Source organism: Hoylesella buccalis ATCC 35310 (assembly GCF_000177075.1).
In the GTDB taxonomy this organism is placed as follows: domain Bacteria; phylum Bacteroidota; class Bacteroidia; order Bacteroidales; family Bacteroidaceae; genus Prevotella; species Prevotella buccalis.
This window is the reverse complement of sequence record NZ_ADEG01000086.1, coordinates 63,090-81,098: the sequence shown is the minus strand read 5'-3', so window position 1 is coordinate 81,098 and position 18,009 is coordinate 63,090. Positions and strand designations below refer to the sequence as shown.

At 47.2% G+C, this 18,009-nt stretch carries 12 protein-coding genes, 1 tRNA gene and 2 pseudogenes; 7 read left to right on the top strand and 8 right to left on the bottom strand.

All coding sequences use genetic code 11. From position 1 onward, the window contains the following. Positions 1–13 precede the first annotated feature (13 nt). Positions 14–618, bottom strand: a pseudogene (locus HMPREF0650_RS08915) (IS30 family transposase); the annotation flags it as partial. Positions 619–1,262: 644 nt separating this feature from the next. On the opposite strand from HMPREF0650_RS08915, the gene HMPREF0650_RS08910 reads away from it, so the two are divergent. Next, a complete protein-coding gene (locus HMPREF0650_RS08910; RefSeq protein ID WP_004350145.1) occupies positions 1,263–2,702 on the top strand; it encodes a C69 family dipeptidase in 1,440 nt (479 codons plus the stop codon). Positions 2,703–3,026: 324 nt separating this feature from the next. Then, positions 3,027–3,215: pseudogene (locus HMPREF0650_RS08905) on the top strand (GntR family transcriptional regulator); the annotation flags it as partial. Between the two features lie 108 nt (positions 3,216–3,323). On the opposite strand, the gene HMPREF0650_RS08900 reads toward HMPREF0650_RS08905, so the two are convergent. From HMPREF0650_RS08900 to HMPREF0650_RS08870, 7 genes are all read right to left on the bottom strand, one after another. Next, positions 3,324–4,148, bottom strand: a complete 825-nt coding sequence (locus HMPREF0650_RS08900; protein ID WP_245543489.1) for a hypothetical protein — start codon at positions 4,146–4,148, stop codon at positions 3,324–3,326. Between the two features lie 254 nt (positions 4,149–4,402). Then, a tRNA-Leu gene (locus tag HMPREF0650_RS08895) sits at positions 4,403–4,484 on the bottom strand. A 94-nt stretch (positions 4,485–4,578) separates the two neighbouring features. Further along, positions 4,579–4,866, bottom strand: a complete 288-nt coding sequence (locus tag HMPREF0650_RS08890) for a hypothetical protein (protein WP_004350142.1) — start codon at positions 4,864–4,866, stop codon at positions 4,579–4,581. Between the two features lie 2 nt (positions 4,867–4,868). After that, entirely contained in the window at positions 4,869–5,942 is a 1,074-nt protein-coding gene (locus tag HMPREF0650_RS08885) for a S41 family peptidase (protein ID WP_004350141.1), read from the bottom strand. Next, entirely contained in the window at positions 5,939–6,778 is an 840-nt protein-coding gene (locus HMPREF0650_RS08880) for a DUF3316 domain-containing protein (RefSeq protein ID WP_050774862.1), read from the bottom strand. Before HMPREF0650_RS08880 ends, HMPREF0650_RS08885 begins: the two co-directional genes overlap by 4 nt. Beyond that, entirely contained in the window at positions 6,762–9,497 is a 2,736-nt protein-coding gene (locus tag HMPREF0650_RS08875) for a DNA gyrase/topoisomerase IV subunit A (protein ID WP_004350139.1), read from the bottom strand. Before HMPREF0650_RS08875 ends, HMPREF0650_RS08880 begins: the two co-directional genes overlap by 17 nt. 133 nt (positions 9,498–9,630) lie before the next feature. After that, positions 9,631–10,392, bottom strand: a complete 762-nt coding sequence (locus HMPREF0650_RS08870) for a YaaA family protein (RefSeq protein WP_004350137.1) — start codon at positions 10,390–10,392, stop codon at positions 9,631–9,633. A gap of 154 nt (positions 10,393–10,546) precedes the next feature. Here HMPREF0650_RS08870 and HMPREF0650_RS08865 point away from each other — a divergent pair, with 154 nt between their 5' ends. The 5 genes from HMPREF0650_RS08865 to HMPREF0650_RS08840 all read left to right on the top strand — a co-directional run bounded on the left by HMPREF0650_RS08865 (position 10,547) and on the right by HMPREF0650_RS08840 (position 17,973). Continuing rightward, positions 10,547–12,148, top strand: a complete 1,602-nt coding sequence (locus HMPREF0650_RS08865; RefSeq protein ID WP_004350135.1) for a glycine--tRNA ligase — start codon at positions 10,547–10,549, stop codon at positions 12,146–12,148. Next, positions 12,145–12,804, top strand: coding sequence for a BamJ family beta-barrel-assembly machinery protein (gene bamJ, locus HMPREF0650_RS08860; RefSeq protein WP_004350134.1), 660 nt, complete (start codon positions 12,145–12,147; stop codon positions 12,802–12,804). Before HMPREF0650_RS08865 ends, bamJ begins: the two co-directional genes overlap by 4 nt. Before the next feature lie 1,888 nt (positions 12,805–14,692). Further along, complete coding sequence (locus tag HMPREF0650_RS08850) at positions 14,693–16,081, top strand: MATE family efflux transporter (protein ID WP_004350131.1); 1,389 nt, start codon at positions 14,693–14,695, stop codon at positions 16,079–16,081. 133 nt (positions 16,082–16,214) lie between these two features. After that, complete coding sequence (locus HMPREF0650_RS08845) at positions 16,215–17,312, top strand: phosphotransferase enzyme family protein (RefSeq protein WP_004350130.1); 1,098 nt, start codon at positions 16,215–16,217, stop codon at positions 17,310–17,312. Between the two features lie 7 nt (positions 17,313–17,319). After that, entirely contained in the window at positions 17,320–17,973 is a 654-nt protein-coding gene (locus HMPREF0650_RS08840; protein WP_004350129.1) for a carbohydrate-binding family 9-like protein, read from the top strand. Positions 17,974–18,009: the final 36 nt, after the last annotated feature.

Sequence of the window (18,009 nt, the reverse complement as noted above, 5' to 3'; positions counted from 1 at the left end):
AGCAAGTGCAAAATTATAAAACGTGTTTGAAGAACTCTCATTTGGTGTAGAAAAGTTTAATTTTTCTCTCGGTCTTTCGTTCAATTTCTTTTGTATCGACATAATTCTCTTGTCCGTATAACGTTCAAACGACTCCTTTTTCGGTATATATTGTCTGATAAGTTTATTTGTATTTTCAATAGCTCCCTTTTGCCATGAGCAATATGGATCGGCTAAGTACACAGGTACGCCTAAGTACTTGGTAATGTCCTTATGTGCCGCAAATTCAGGTCCGTTGTCAGTTGTAATGGTCTTCAGACTGTCCTTGTATGGCAGTAGCAGTTTCCTAACTACCTTTGCCAGAAGCTTTGACTGCTTTCCAAATGGCAGTTTCTGCATAAGCAGCATACTGGTAGATTTCTCCACCAGCGTGAGTATGGCGTGCTGATCAGGGTCTACGATCAAGTCCATCTCAAAATCCCCGAATCTCTTCCCGTCAACTTCCTTACTTCTTTCATGGATACTCACCCTGTCCTTGATTGGAAGATGTCTGCCCTTCGGACGATGCCTGTATTTCATCTTATGCCTTGTGTGCTTGGCAAGTTCCCCAGTTGTGTCATTGTGGATGATGTTATAGATGTAGCCATCGCTAGCCGTATGTGTTAAAATACCTTTCGTTTGTTAATTCAATTCATTTTCTTTGACAAAACAAAATTGCGAAATAGATAAAATACGGAGATAATTTAGGTGTTCAAAGCCATGAAATCACCATCTTTTACCACATTCACAAAGAACAAATCGGCAATATGCATGCTTTTTCCTTACAATAGGTATGCTCTTGGCGCTTAATGTGCATGCTTTTATGTCCCAATTTGCATCATATAGCAGGCCTTTTTGTACTAAAAGAAGGTATCTCACATTCAAACCACTTCACCTTTTCATGGTGTTTTAAGTTTTCAAATCGCATAATCATCTAACAATCAGCAAAATAACAAAGCATCTCTATTTCTCGCATATTTTCAGTGCATGAGCAAGTTAGTTGAAAAAACGCCTCGCATTTGTGTTAAAAAGTCGCTGCAGCAGAAGCCATTTTACCGAAGAACGGTCCGTTTGATAGGATACAAACGCAAACCAACATTCTTAAATGAAAGCGCCGTGTGATTCTGGAAAAATTTACAACCCTATTGATACATCATCCAAAAAATATTCATTAAATTTGCAAATGGCGGAGTCTAATACCGCACAACATTATATTTTAAACATCCTATCACACACAACAACCTATGAAAAAAAAGAAAAACCAAGTAAGTGAATTACCATCAGAGTGTACTACCATTATAGTAGGAAAAGAGATGACAGCCGACGGTTCCATGATCGTAGCCCGTTCGGAAGACTGGGATGCCATGGAAGCCAAAAACTACGAACTGTACGAAGACACAAAAGAGGGACCGAAAGAATTTATCGCCTTGGACAGTCCGTTCCGCTGTGAACTGCCCAAAGAAGCATTGGGTTACAGTGCATTGGCACCCTTCAACCTACCACGCCACTGGGGAAGCGCAGGATTCAACACCGCCGGCGTGGGCATGAGTGCAACTGAAAGCATTTTCAGCAGCGATGAGGTGTTAAAGTATGACCCCTTGGTAGAAACGGGTTTGGCCGAAAATGCCGTGTTCAACGTCGTACTGCCCTACATTCACACTGCACGCGAAGGCGTAGAGCGCTTGGGCATGCTCATCGAGAAACATGGTATTGCAGAAGGTTTCGGCATCGGATTCGTAGACGCACAAGAAATATGGTACTTGGAAACGGCCTGCGGACATCGTTGGTTGGCTTGCAGAATGCCGAAAGAGCAATATTTCGTCACGGGCAACCAGAGCCGTTTCCGCCAGTACGATCCTAACGACAAAGAAAACTATTTGGCATCTGCCGACTTGATTGAATTTGCCGAGAAACATGGATTACACGACCCAAAGAAGGGAGAATTTGATTTCCATGTATCGTATGCACGCGATGTCAAACTCGACACTACCTATAACTATCCGCGCGTATGGGGTCTGCAGCAGATTTTTTCACCAGCGATTAAGAATGACGTAACCAAAAATACATTCCCTGTTTACGCCAAAGCCGACAAGCCTATCAGCATCGCCGATTTACGTACAGCATTCCGTTTCCACTACGACAATACCGAACACGATCCCTATCTACATAGCAATCCAAAAGAACCTTATCGCCCGGTATCTATCTTCAGAACCACACAGACCCACATCCTTCAGGTGCGTCCCGAACTGCCTCAGGCCATTGGCTGTGTTGCTTACGTTGCCATGGGCATGGCCGACTTAGGTTTGTTCTTGCCGCTGTATCAGGGCATCAGCTCATATCCAGTTGAATATACGCAGGGAACCGACCAGTCGAGTGCCGATTCTGCTTATTGGAAATTCCGTAAGGTGATGACGCTGGGTATGGTGAACTACAACAAATATGCGCCCATGATTAAAGAGACGTATCGCAAATTTGAGGAGGAAACCGACCAACGGCAACGTGAAATGGAAGAAGAGTATTTGCGTATATACAAAACACAGCCGTTACGTGCGAAAGACATGCTGCAAGAATTTTCTGACAAGGTGTTGACTCGTGCACTATGTGTAGCCGACAAACTGCAAGAGCGGTTGTTCACAGAGCTCACCAAAGACATTCAAGCCGAATATCTGTTCCACGGTGCTTAATTGAACCGCAGGGCTTATTGGAGGGCGGTTCTATAAATTACCACCGTAAAGTTTTTTATGTCAGTCTTTTTACGTTTTGTCATCTTGTGGACTCTTTTTGGGTTCAATTTGCTTGTTCGTTCAGTCGTATAGCTCGCTATACTCCTTCACTCACAAACAAATTGACCTCAAAAATAGTCTCACAATCTGTCAAAGCTAATTTATAGAACCGTCCTTGAACCATAACTAAAACCCGATGAAACCAATTCTCCTATCTTATGTTAAGACAGAACCTTTGGTTTCATCAGGTTTTTCTTGGCGTCATCAATACGGGTCAGTCGTAAAACCCAGTTGCAATATCTGCAAAAACATGGCGGCTATTGCGATTTGGGTGACAAGAGTGACGCCGAAGAGATAAAGCGTCGCTTCGAAGTGAGCAAGAAAAACTACAAGAAGGCCATTGGCGACTTGTATAAACGCCACCTCATATCAATTGAGTCAGATGGCATCTATCTACAGAAAGCCCGCAAGTAAGAATTAACAGACTTGCGGGCTTCTGCGATTGTATATGTGTGGAAGACGAGTGGGAGGAGCTTCCGTTGACATATAGTTGTCATCCAAACGCCATGAAAGGCGGCGTTATCAATAATATATGATGCTCCTGACAACCGTTTCGGGATTCTTTCCATTGTGGTTGACGGTGTTCTTCACTGCATTACCATGCCCGTCAAGCTCATAATCAGAATACAGCACGAAGCTCTTTTTGTCACCCTTACGAACCTCTGACTTTAGCTTCCCATCCTTTTCTTTGTCTTGGGCACTCCATGAGGTCGCCTTGTCCTTTCTGCTGATAAATCCTCGCTCGTCGTAGCTGATGGTCTGGACGGTTGTCTCTTCCTCATAGCTGTAATAGCCATCCTTGACGAAATGGTCTGTCTGTTTCACGAGCTGATCCTGATCATTGTATGCATAGGTGGTAACGGACTTGCTCAAATTCTTCCCAGGTTTCTCCCTGCGGGTAACCCTGCCCTTCTCGTCAAAGTAATAAGTCCATCCTTGTGCATTATTGCCTTCAGTCGGCTTGGCCGTCACCTGACGCTTGGCAAAATCATAAGAAAATATCGTTGTTTCCTTGTATCCGCCTTCCTTGTATTTTCTTTCCAGTGGATTGCCGAACTCGTCGGGTATGAGAATGGCTGAAGATTTGTAGCCATTGTCCATGTATTCCTTTTTGACAGGGCGTCCCTGCTTGTCATATTTGTAGTGCTTATATATCATTTCTTTACCACTGGAATAATCGGACAGCCCTGTCAATCGTCCGGCCTTGTCAAACGAGTACACCGCTTTTTGATCTTCGCTCTCAATAGTTATCGACTTGACGGCCCCCTGAAGTGGCTTACCTGTATAAGGATAGTCGTGGTAACAATAGAGGTGATCGTCGATGTCTGCGGGAAATTTGACGGTCATACCAACGTGTGTCTGCGCAAATGCGACACATGTAAACAATGCCAACATCAGTGTTGGGCAAATTCTTGATAATCCTTTCATGTTGTGTTTTAATTTGAAAATCGTAAAAACTTTATTTTGTAACTTTCTATTTTGCTTTTCATGAACACCAGGGCAATGCAGAGAAGTTGCTGCGGCTTCCCTCACAGCATGACGCCGAAGGCATGAATGAAAAATCCCAACCGCATACATTCAAGCGGTTAGGATTTCTTCGGTGCGCCCGATAGGACTCGAACCTACACGTCGCAAAACACTAGATCCTAAGTCTAGCGCGTCTACCAATTTCGCCACGGGCGCTCAGGCGGTTGCAAAGGTAATGAATAATATTCTATTATTATTTGTTTTGAGCTGTTTTTTTGCTTTCCAACGAAATATCCTTCATGTGCAGGTCTTATTCTTGTGGTGTTCGTGGCTTTTTGTTCTCATTGTGATGACCGAATTTGTTCTTCAGTCGTTTGTAGCCATCCACTCCAAGAATCGTAAGGCCACCATATTGGAAGGTTTTGGCCAATCCAAAGAATACCACCCACAACGCACCTTTGGAGGCTTGGCTGATGGGAAGCAGCATCTGGGCGAAAGAGAGAATGTAACAGGGGATGCAGATACACAGCACAATCACGCCCGTGCGGAAAGACAGTCCTTGCAGCCATTGTTTCATGCGACTAACTATTTGTTTCATTGTCAATGTCCGGTTGTAAGATTGTTACGATCCATTTGCCCTTTGTGGGCTTTGGCATGGTTCGTTATTGGTGTCTGCTTGTCGTGCGTGCTGAGAATGCGGCGGGCGAACTCGATGATGGTGTCTTTTCCTCGCAGAAAGTCTTCATGGGAGATGTCCACGCGATAATCGGGATCGATGCCAAACTCCGTACTCTGTTTGTTCACGTCGTACATGGGGCAGGCTGAAAAACGAACGCCCCAGCCGTTAGGCAGCTCACTGGAGAATGGTAGTCCGGCTCCTCCGCCTGTACGGTCGCCCACAATCGTGACGTTTGGACACTCCTTCATGTATTTTACAAACTCGTTGGCCGCACTGAACACCTGTCGGTTGGTCAGCACCACCACTTTCTTCTGCCATCTCAATCCTTTGCTTGGCTTGAGACGTTGTTCTCGCAATTCGGAGAAATCCCGATGGCCTTTTCCCGTTTTATGCTGCATGTAGCCCACCAGCAGCTCTTTATTGGTAAATCGTGCGGCCAACTGTTCGGCCGATGTCAGCATGCCCCCGCCATTGTTGCGGATGTCAATGATGAGACCGTTGCACGGTGCCAGGTGGTACAACACGTTGTCAAGATTGCCCGCACCCATGCCGTTGCTGAATGATGCCAGGTAAACATAGCCGATGTTGTCGTCCAATATGCGGTATCGCATGCCCGTGGCGATGCGGTAATCGGTGCCGAGATATTTGTTCAGCAGGGTATCACTGAAGTTGGATGGGTAGTTTTCGTGCCACTTCCAATAGCGTCCATGGTCAAAACTGGTGTAAAGGTTGACGTGTCCATCCTTCAGTTCGGCCAGCATGTTCGACAGCACTTCAAACTGTTGCTCTGGTCCCATGCGTTCTTCCATCTGCTTAGAATAACGCTGATACACCTCTTGCCAATCAATGTTTTTGTATTCAAAAAAGCAGTAATGCTCGTCGATGATGCGCCACAAGGCTTCCATGTTGCCCCGAGGAGTGTCTGGTAACGGCTCTTCATCGACGCAGCCAGTCAAGCAAAGACAGGCTATCAATAGGTAGAACAACTGTTTCATGGGCGGAGATGGTTTAAGGTGAATTTCTTCACGAGGCCCAATACGAGCACATGCGAATAGGTGTGATACCTTAAATGGTTCACATGGGCTTGCTGATAGTCGCCCAGATAACCAATTCTGAACGTGGTTTTGCATAATGAGAAGTCGAGTGTGAGCATCTGTCGTAGTGAGAGAGCGTTGATTGGATGGGTGACAACGACGTTATGATCGTAATTTCCTTCTGAGAAAATCTCGTAATATGACTGGCCATAGTTGGGCGAAAACATCATGCCCAACAGTGGTGCGTCAGCCTCATAGCGCACCGTCAGCGGCCTATTCTTGATGCTGAAATGATAGCTTGCCATGACTGATGGAGCCACGTTCAGCCCCACTTTCGCCTGCATGGGATTGTTTGAGTTGCGGGCATTGTACAACATGCCGAGGTGTGTGTTGAGCATGCCGCCCGTCTTGACGTTCAAACGTTGGTTCATAAAGTGCCAATTGTAATGCCAGGCGTATGCAAAATGGTACATCGCCTGCATTTCGTTTGCGTTGCCTGCCCTATTGTCAGCGTGTGCAAAACTACCTTGGTGCACGCTTAAAGTGCTGATGCGACGGTCTTCACGCTCGTGCATGGTATGCGATAGGTAGTTGACTTGCCAACCCTTATAGCGTTCAGGAGATAGATAAGTGTCGAGCATGTCCCCATAGCCCCAGCCAATCATCTTGGCATTGGTGGTTATTTTGTCCAACGGTGTGGCGCCTGTTTGCGCCGCCATGCCCATTGACCAACATAGCATTAGTGCGATACACGCCCATTGCCATGTTAGCTTCCTGTGATTATCCCAAGTCTTCATCGCTGAACAGGTTGAGTTGTCCCGATATTTCGTCAATCACCTGCTGTTGACTTTTTCCTGCATCCGGGTCGAGATTTTCTTCGTTTGCATCAGCATCCTCTTGGCCTTCGCCCTCTTCCTCCGGGTTGTTGTCGCGTTCGTCAGCTGGTGGTTCGGGGAAACGCGTGGGTTCCAGTTCTTCAATCTTGTCCACTTCCCATGTGGTGATGCGTTTGCCTTTGGCCTTGAATCCCTTGACGGCAATAAACTCTTCCACGTCAATTTCCTGTGCAGGGCGCGTGGCATCATTACCACCGAAGGTCACCAACAGCCTGGGATAGGCCTCGTCGGTGAGAAAGACCAGCTTGCTGTCTGGATTATCTCCGATGTAGTTCTGCTTTTTCTTGGTCGCTTCCATCATGAATCGCTTCACGTAAGGATAGTTTTGATTGTCGGCATCGAACAACACGGCGCTCCAAACCTTGCGCTCATCCCATTTCTCCAGCACCTGGATGTTGTCCTCGTAGTGGTTGTTGGGATCAAAGTTGGTGATGTAGAAGTCACCATTCGTCAGCACGACCAGTATCGCATCATCGTCGTTGAACTCGCCCAAGAACCGTCCATGCTCTTCGTAATTGATGCGGTTGACATCGGGATCGAACCAAACCTTTCGGCCACCAAGCGTACTGTGTCCATGACTCTTCAGGCCAATGCGGTGAACAGCCTTCTTGGTCAGGATGTTACCTTTGGCTCCTCTGCCCTTGATGAGTACTTCAGAGAAGTCTTTTTCCAGGAAGATGTTCTGTTTCTTCTTCTTCGGATCGGGGTCCAGCGTCACCTTGATGGTTTCGGCCTCGCCGTTCGGATTGGCCGTGAAATACATCACTCTCGACCCAGGCTTGCCCTGTGTCAGGTCGTAGTCCCTGTCTCGCGTGATGCTGGTCACGTTGAAACGCTTGATGAAGTAAGTGCCTTTTTTGCCATCTTGGTACACTACATTATAAATAGTGCGCTTGTCATTCTTCTTGAACACTTGCACGTGAATCACGTTCTTGCCCACAAATATCTTGTCGGCCACCCTGATTATCTTGAACTTTCCGTCCTTGTAGAAGATGATGATGTCGTCGATGTCGGAGCAGTTGCACACAAACTCGTTCTTTTTTAGTCCGGTTCCCACGAACCCTTCCTGCCGGTCGATGTACAACTTCTCGTTAGCCTCCACTACCTTGGTGGCCTCAATGGTTTCAAAACTCCTGATTTCGGTCAGTCGGGGATGGTCTTTTCCGTACTTGTCACGAATGAACTCGAACCAATGGATGGTCACGTCCGTCATGTGAGCCAAGTCGTGGTCAATGCTCTTGATGTCGGCTTTCGTGCGTGCGATGAAGTCGTTGGCCTTGTCTTTGTTGAACTTCAAGATACGGTTCATCTTGATTTCCAGCAGTCGCAAGATGTCGTCGCGGGTCACTTCACGGATAAAGTTGGGCTTGAATGGCTCCAATCTGTTGTCTACATGAGCCACCACGGAGTCTAAATCCTTGGCCTCTTCAAATTTCTTGTCTTTGTAAATACGCTCTTCTATGAATATTTTTTCCAACGAGGCGAAGAACAATTGTTCCAGCAATTCGTTCTTACGTATTTCCAATTCCTTGCGAAGCAGTCCCATGGTGCTGTCCACGTTGTGCCGCAGCACGTCACTGATGGTCAGGAAACCGGGTTTGTCGTCCTCGATAACGCAACAGTTGGGTGACACGTTGATTTCGCAATCGGAGAAAGCATACAGCGCATCGATGGTCTTGTCGCTGCTCACTCCTGGTGCCAAATGCACCTGAATTTCCACCTCCGCAGCCGTGTTGTCGTCCACTTTCTTGGCCTTAATCTTACCTTTATCTATCGCTCTCAGTATCGAGTCTATAAGGGTGGTGGTGGTTTTGCTAAACGGAATCTCCTTGATAACCAGCGTCTTGTTGTCCAGTTTCTCAATCTTGGCCCTCACTTTCAGCGTTCCGCCACGCTGTCCGTCGTTGTATTTCTCCACGTCAATGCTGCCACCCGTGGGGAAGTCGGGATACAGTTGGAACTTTTCGCCTCGGAGATAATGTATCGCCGCCTCGCAAATCTCATTCAGGTTGTGTGGAAGAATCTTCGAACTCAGTCCTACGGCGATACCTTCCGCACCCTGTGCCAACAGCAAAGGAAACTTTGCCGGCAGTGTGATGGGCTCTTTGTTGCGCCCGTCATAGCTTAGTTGCCAATGGGTGGTTTTGGGATTGAACACCACGTCGAGTGCGAATTTCGACAGTCGTGCTTCGATGTATCGCGGTGCGGCGGCACGGTCGCCCGTGAGAATGTTTCCCCAGTTACCTTGCGTGTCTACCAATAGGTCTTTCTGTCCCATCTGTACCAAGGCGTCTCCGATGGACGCATCGCCGTGGGGATGAAACTGCATGGTGTGTCCAACGATGTTGGCCACCTTGTTGTATCGCCCATCGTCCATGCGCTTCATCGAGTGCAGAATGCGCCGCTGCACAGGTTTTAACCCGTCCTCTATGTGTGGAACGGCACGCTCTAAGATGACATACGAGGCATAATCCAAGAACCAATTCTTGTACATCCCACTCAGATGATGTACTGCCGAAGCGTCAAATCGGTCGGCTGGTTGGTAATCAGAATGCTGGTCGGTCTGCAACTCGTCGTCTTCAGTTTCCAAGTTGTCTATATCTGTTGTTTTATCGCTCATTGTCGTGAATTAAAAAGAGGATGAAAAGTCAATATGCAAAAGTAAGAAAAATAAGCCAAATGTGCAAAAGTCAGTCAGCTTTGCTGCTGGAATGTCAGCACAAAAGGGTAGATGTAAAAACCCACGGTTGGCCTTAAAGCATGGTGAACACCCAATGATCATCTTTGCTTTCTTGCTCATCGTATGCAAATCCTTCATATTCAAACGCTTTGAGTGCGTTGGGGTTGTGTGTTTGTTGCACGATGACATGGCGCGCCATGGCGCCCCTACACATCTTGGCGTACACCACAATGGTGCGCAGTTTGTCACCTTTGCGTACCTTGAAGGCCGGCTCAATGATGCGCACGGCCTTTCGGATGCGCTTCCAATCAAACAGATTCTTCATCTCCCCGCTCGCCAAGTTCAGCAAGATGCCGTCATCATCGAGAACCGATTGGATGAGAACATCGGTCAGACGCGGTTTCCAAAAGTCAAACATCGTTTGGTCGTCGTATTCGGGCAGCCGCACGTTACCTTCCAGTCGGTAGTTTTTGATGCCATTGAGCGGGCGAAGTAGCCCGTACATAAACGAGGTAATCCACAGGTGACGCTCAGCATAAAGCTGTTGCTCGGCAGTCATGGTGGCGGCATCCAATTTCTTAAAGGCGATGCCGTGATAGGCCCATGCGGCCTGAAGAGTAGGACTGGGATCTAAGAAATGAGCATAGCGCAGTTTGTTAAGCGCCGCCAATTGTGGGTTGACGTGCAGCATTTCAGCCAACTCGTCGGCGTTGTATCTCGTGAGTTGCACGGCCGTTTGCTCGGCTTCTCGCTGAAAGAGGGGCTGTGTGGCGCCCAAGTCCGTGGCGGCAGCGGTGTCTGTCATGTCCTTGGCGCACGAAAGGAGTATTTGCATGGAACGATTCTTTTTGCTTACAAAAATACAAAATGATTGTTAGAAACATGCTTAAAATGACACGAAACACAAAGAATTACAGGCGAGATGTCCGCTTACTCGAAAATAATCAGTACCTTTGCCAGACGTTATAGAATCATAAATTGAAATAAATATGGCACAGGAAGATGTTTTCAAAAAGATTGTGAGCCACTGCAAGGAATATGGTTTTGTGTTCCCCAGCAGTGATATATACGATGGTTTGGCAGCCGTTTACGACTATGGACAGAATGGTGTTGAGCTGAAAAAGAACATCAAAGAATATTGGTGGAAGAGCATGGTGCTGCTGCACGACAACATTGTGGGCATCGACTCGGCCATCTTCATGCACCCCACCATCTGGAAGGCCAGCGGACACGTGGATGCTTTCAACGACCCTTTGATAGACAACCGCGACTCGAAGAAGCGCTATCGGGCCGATGTGCTGATAGAGGACCAGATTGCTAAGTACGAAGAAAAAATCGATAAGGAGGTGGCCAAGGCTGCCAAGCGGTTTGGTGATGCTTTCGATGAGGCGAAATTCAGGGCTACCAACCAACGCGTACTCGACCATCAGGCCAAGCGTGATGCCCTGCATGAGCGTTACACACAGGCCATGCAAGGTCCCGATTTGGCAGAACTGAAGCAGATTATCGTAGACGAAGGCATCGTAGACCCCATCAGTGGCACCAAGAACTGGACCGATGTTCGCCAATTCAACCTGATGTTCTCCACCGAAATGGGCTCGCTCTCGGACGCTACCAATAAGATATATCTGCGGCCAGAGACGGCGCAAGGCATCTTTGTGAACTATCTCAACGTGCAGAAAACGGGGCGCATGAAGCTGCCTTTTGGTATCGCACAGATTGGTAAGGCTTTCCGCAACGAGATTGTGGCGCGCCAATTTATCTTCCGTATGCGCGAGTTCGAGCAGATGGAGATGCAGTTCTTCGTGAAGCCCGGCACCGAGTTGGAGTGGTTCAAGCAATGGAAGCAAACACGCATGGCGTGGCATCAGGCACTGGGTTTCGGCGCCGAAAACTATCGTTTCCACGACCATGAGAAGCTGGCCCACTATGCTAATGCGGCCACCGACATCGAGTTCAAGATGCCATTTGGATTCAAAGAGGTGGAAGGCATACACTCACGAACCAACTTCGACTTGTCGCAACACGAGAAGTTCAGTGGCAAGAACCTGAAATATTTCGACCCAGAGACCAGCGAGAGCTATGTGCCTTACGTCATTGAGACCTCTATTGGCGTAGACCGCATGTTCCTCTCCGTGATGTGCCACAGTTATCAGGAAGAAGAATTGGAGAACGGTGAAAAGCGTGTCGTGCTTCGTTTGCCAGCAGCTTTGGCTCCCGTGAAGTGCGCGGTGATGCCTTTGGTGCGTAAGGAGGGCTTGCCCGAGAAGGCGCGCGAGATAGTAGACTTGCTCAAGTTCCACTTCAATACGAGCTACGACGAGAAGGATTCTATCGGTAAGCGTTATCGCCGTCAGGATGCGGTTGGCACGCCTTATTGCGTGACGGTTGACTTTGACACACTGGAAGACAACAAGGTGACGCTGCGCCATCGTGACACCATGGAACAGCAGCGCGTGGACATCAGCGAGTTGTGCTCGGTGATAGAAGAAAAGGTAAGTATTACCAGCTTGCTGAAAAAATGCAATAAATCCCACTGCCTGCAAGCCATCCAAGGCTTATGTAGGCAAATTAGAACGAAACGACAATGAAGAAAAATTCAATATGCTACCTTCTCCTGCTCATGATGGCTGTCTTCACGATGGCATCGTGTAGCGAAGACAGCGGCGAGGTGGAAGAGTTTGCCGATTGGCAACATAAAAACGAAACCTATTTCGCACAGCTTCATGCCGCTACGCAAGAGCGGATTGCGAAGGGCGACCAGAACTGGATGATCATTCGCAACTGGTCGTTGCCAGCCGACGGTCAGAAATTTCATGCCGATTTGAACAATTATATCATCGTGCATGTATTGGAACGAGGCAACAGTACCTCGGGTAGTCCGCTGTACACCGATTCGGTGATGGTGAACTATCGTGGTCGTCTCATCCCCTCGACCACCTATACATCAGGCTATTTGTTCGATCGTAGCTATTCGGGTGCGTACAATCCGCAGACCATGAACCCTGCCAAATTTGCAGTGAGTGGACTTGTCGACGGCTTTACCACGGCACTGTTGCACATGTCTATCGGCGACCGTTGGGAGGTTTACATTCCCTATAAGTTGGGTTATGGTACGGAGAAAGCTCCCAAAAGCGAAATCCCTGGCTATTCTACGCTGATTTTCGATATCGGTTTGGCGGGTTATTATCGCCCCAAGGCTCCTACCCGAGCAGGTGTGGTGTCTGGTTCTTGGATCAAGAAATAGGCTGAATACCAGCTTAAAAGGCCAAGCAAGTCTTTCGAATTCGGACGACTGGCTTGGCCTTTTGTTGTTATATATGCAAGCATCCATTACCTGACTTCATCTTTGCTTCACCCAATTCGTTTCAGACGCATACGGCCTCTGGGCGTTTTACTATGTGCCTGTTGGTCGAGGTGGTTACGGGCTGAAAGCCCAAAAACCTATAGCCCAAGGCATCGCCTTGGGTAAGTGTGTTGCAAGACGTACGCCCCGCAGGGGCAAAAGCACGCGCAATACAATGTCAGTCAAATGCTTTTGTCCTTACAGGACGCAGTTACCTCAACGCATCACAACCTCAGGGCGATGCCCTGGGCTATAGGCTTTTGGGCTTTCAGCCCGTGGGTTACCGCATCTCCAAACCAGAATAAAGAAGCTTGGTTGTCAATGATTTGCGAACTTTTAAAGGAAAAACTACGAAGTTTGGGGTGGATTTGCTTGGCCTTTTGTTGTTATATGGATATATCAATTTCATTTTGATTTACATCAAGAAACACTGTTTTTGTGTAAAAAACCACCTGCTGTTTCTTGGTTGTGTGCGGAAACAGCAGTATCTTTGCATCGTCAATGAGACAAAAAGGATGTCGGGAGATGTTCGAAATAAAATCGATTCAATTGAAAATTTGAGAGATATCATAGGTATTAGACCCAAAGGTAAAAGATGAAGATATCAGGTATTAGTTGGTAAAGAGAAGGTTTGACAGAGGATAACATAGAAGAGGTATTGGTTAAGGTAAAAGATTTTAGGATAGACACAGAAGAGGTATTAGTTAAGGTAAATAAGATTTAGGATAGACAGAAGATAGGTTTAGTCAAGGTAAAAGTGTTTTAGGATAGACGAAAATAGGGTTAGTTAAGGTAAAGTTTAAGGTTGTTAGTAAGGAGAAATCTTCAATAGTAAAAGGCTCCAACCACACGATAAGCGTTGGAGAAGGTTAGGTAAAAGATTGTTTAGGATTGGATGAAAAGCCTAGTCGCAGCAATATGCTGCACTGGCTACGCCGCGGGAGGGGCGTGAGAGAAACAAAAATACTTCCCTTTTTGAGAGATTATAGAAAGAAATCAATATGATAAGGAGCGATTACACTGAAGAGGTGAGTCGCTTTTTTTTATGTCTTGTTTTCTCCATCTGCTCGTTTGATGATGCACCCAGCGACGTTGTAGTTGAACAGGCAATGGCACCTGAAAAGAATGATGCGTATTGGAAATATTCTTGACAACAAGTCTTCTATAATTTGCTTCTAAATCATCAACCTCTGGCCTGGTCGAAAATACGCCAAAAATAAGATGGTTTTGTAAATTGTTGAATGTCAGTAAATTGAGGGTTATTTGTGGGTTATCCAATAAGTTTTCGCTACCCTTATGCACAAAAGCATTGCTCTAAAGGCTCAATAAGCATGCTTTTACACCGCAATCTGGTACCAATTACATCACAAAGTGACCCTACTAATTGGGTGAAACGAATGATTTTGCTTCAAAAATGAGGATTTCTTACTGCAAATGGTGGCCGCTTGCCTACCATAAGCCTATTGATTTTTTCTAGATTTCACATTCACACGTTCAATTTTATTGTCATTTTTTTGAACAATGTAGGGACGTGATTCATCACGTTCCGCCTGTCTGGACGATGTGTTGATATATGGGACGTAATCGTAAAGGATTTTCTGAAAAATCTCACCCAAAACAAATTATAATCCGTACCTTTGCAAATGATAGGCTGCGCCTTAACAAAGCGAGTAAACTTTCTTTGCACTCGGCTTGCGCTATCTTTGCATAAGATAGGCTTCGCCTCAACAAAGCAAACAAGTTTCCTTTGTCCTCGGCTTGCTCTATCTTTGTCACAGAATTAAACGAGATGTTTTCAACAACCAAGACAGATGCGCTACTGGCCAGCATTCGTGAGGGAAGGAGCATGACGAATGGTGAGAAACTCAACTTGATTGTACAGTTGAGTATTCCGTCTATTCTTGCCCAAATCACCACCGTACTGATGTTCTTCATCGATGCATCGATGGTGGGACATTTGGGAACCAATCCGTCAGCATCTATTGGTTTGGTAGAAAGCACTACCTGGCTGTTGGGCAGCATCACCGCCTCGGCATCCATGGGCTTCTCCGTGCAGGTAGCCCATTTTATCGGAGCCAACGACTTTGTGAAAGCACGACAGGTGTTCAGGCATGGACTCATCTGTTGTCTTCTGTTAAGTGTGGTTATTGCGGTCATTGCTCTGTTTATTTATCAACCACTACCCTACTGGCTGGGCGGAACGGAAGACATCGCACACGATGCCTCGCTTTATTTCCTGGTTTTTGCTTTAGCCATGCCTTTCATCCAACTGGCCAACCTCACTGGGGCCATGCTCAAATGCTCGGGCAACATGCAAATACCCAGTATGATGAGTGTGGGCATGTGCATCATGGACGTGTGTTTTAATTATTTTTTCATCTACATCTTGCATTTAGGGGTGTTGGGAGCAGCTTTTGGAACCGCAACTGCCTACCTCATTGGTTCGGTGATGCAGGCCTACTTCGCCATCTTCCGCAACAAGATTTTGGCTTTGAAGCAAGACGAGGGTCCATTCAGATGGATGTCAAACTACGTCACGAACGCCTTGAAGATAGGTGCACCGATGGCTGCACAATCTATTCTGATGAGTGGCGCGCAGATTGTCAGCATTATCATCGTGGCACCTTTGGGTAAGGTGTCCATCGCCGCCAATACTTTCGCCATTACCGCCGAGAGCCTTTGTTACATGCCGGGGTACGGTATTGGTGAGGCGGCAACCACGTTGGTGGGACAGAGTGCGGGTGCCAGGCGCTATGACATCTGCAAGAGCTTCGCTCACATGACGGTGTGGCTGGGCATGGGCGTCATGGCTTTCATGGGTATACTGATGTACATTTTTGCTCCGGAGATGATTGGTGTGCTCACACCGGTGGAGGAAATCCGTGTGTTGGGCATCCAGAGCCTGCGCATCGAGGCCTTCGCCGAACCCTTCTTTGCTGCTGCCATCGTTGTTTACAGTGTGTGCGTTGGGGCTGGTGACACCCTGAAACCTGCCATGATGAACCTGCTGTCTATGTGGTGCGTGCGCCTTACCCTGGCCGCCATACTGGCTCCTCAGTATGGATTGGCGGGCGTTTGGACAGCCATGGCTATAGAACTGGCCTTCCGGGGCTGTATTTTCTTGTACCGATTGTTCAGCGGCAAGTGGCTTCATAAGATGCAACAGGCATCTTCTTAACCTTCGTATTTTGTCGTTTGGGAATAATTCTTTATTTTTGCGGTATCTATTACGATCATGAACAGGAGACGATGGAGCGGTCTTCGAATGCGCCGTATCTATTGAAAAAATCAACCCTCAAACAACAAGATGCATGGAAAATGAACAACTTAAACAGATAGTTTCTCACTTTGAAACCGTGGGGACGGTAGACCGCATATTGCCTTTGGGCAATGGTCTGATTAACGATACCTATCGAGTGGTGACACAAGGTCAGGACACTCCTGATTATGTTTTGCAACGCATCAACGATGCCATCTTTACGGATGTAGACCTGTTGCAGCGCAACATACAGGTGGTGACGGCGCATATCCGCCAAAAACTGGAAGAAAAGGGTGAGGATGACTTGGACAGAAAGGTGCTGCGATTTGTCCAAACGGCTGAGGGAAAGACTTATTACAAGGATGATGAAGGCCTGTATTGGCGGATCTCTTTGTTCATTCCTGATGCTAAAACCTATGAAACCGTCAATCCTGAATACTCATATCATGCCGGTAAGGCCTTTGGAAACTTCGAGTCGATGCTGGTAGACGTGCCTGAACAGCTGGGCGAAACCATTCCCGATTTCCACAACATGGAGCTGCGCATGCGCCAATTGCGCGAAGCCGTAGCCGAAGATAAGGTGGGAAGAGTGGCAGAGGTGCAGCCCATCTTGGACGAACTGGAGCAGTATGCCGAGGAAATGTGCAAGGCCGAACGCTTGTATCGCGAGGGAAAATTGAAGAAACGCATCTGTCATTGTGACACCAAGGTGAACAACATGATGTTCGACCAGGATGGAAAGGTGCTGTGTGTCATCGATTTGGATACGGTGATGCCCAGCTTCGTGTTCTCCGATTACGGCGATTTTCTGCGCACAGGGGCCAATACCGTAGCCGAAGATTCAAAAGAATTTGACCAAATAGACTTCCGGATGGACATCTTCGAGGCGTTCACGAAGGGCTATCTTGAATCGGCTCAACGCTTCTTGGAACCCATCGAAATAGAGAATCTGCCGTATGCCGCCAAGCTCTTTCCGTACATGCAGTGCGTGAGGTTCCTAGCCGATTACATCAATGGTGATACCTATTATAAGATTAACTACGACAAGCATAATTTGGTGCGCACGCAAAATCAGTTGTGTCTGTTCCGCCGTGTTTGCGCTCATGAACCCGAAATGGTGTCCGTCATTCATACTTGTCTGAATCAATAAATCTGTCATGGAAAAACTAACAGTTAAGAAACTCAAGCAGCATCCTTATGCCGCAGCCATCATTCCTTCTATGATGGATGAGGAGGGGATAGAATATCATGTCATTAATCAAGCCAACTGGGCCGAGAAATATCCCTATACGCCACAGGTAGTCTTCCGAATTGCTTATAGTGACCGTGCTATCTTCTTGCATTATCGTGTGAAAGAGGACTCCATTCGCGCGGCGGCTCCTCATGATAATGGGCGCGTGTGGGAAGACTCTTGTTGCGAGTTTTTCTCACAACCTGCCGATGATGGTACCTATTATAATATAGAATGTAATTGTGGAGGAACCATCTTGGTGGGATGTGGCAAAGGAAGAGAAGGCAGAACGTTAGCCCCTCAGACGGTATTGGACCAGGTTGACCGCTGGTCATCGCTTGGTCGTCGACCTTTTGAAGAACTCAAAGGACCTTATGATTGGCAGATGGCTTTCATCATTCCGCTCAAGACTTTCTTCATGCATGACATCAAATCCCTGAGTGGGAAGACCATTCGCGCCAACTTTTACAAGTGTGGTGACGCCTTGAAGAAGCCGCATTTCCTATCATGGAACCCTATCAACATCGAGAAGCCCGATTTCCATCGTCCCGATTTCTTCGGTGAAATCACGTTTGAGTAGATGAGTACCTGGGCGGTTTTCATTCTTTCCTTTACG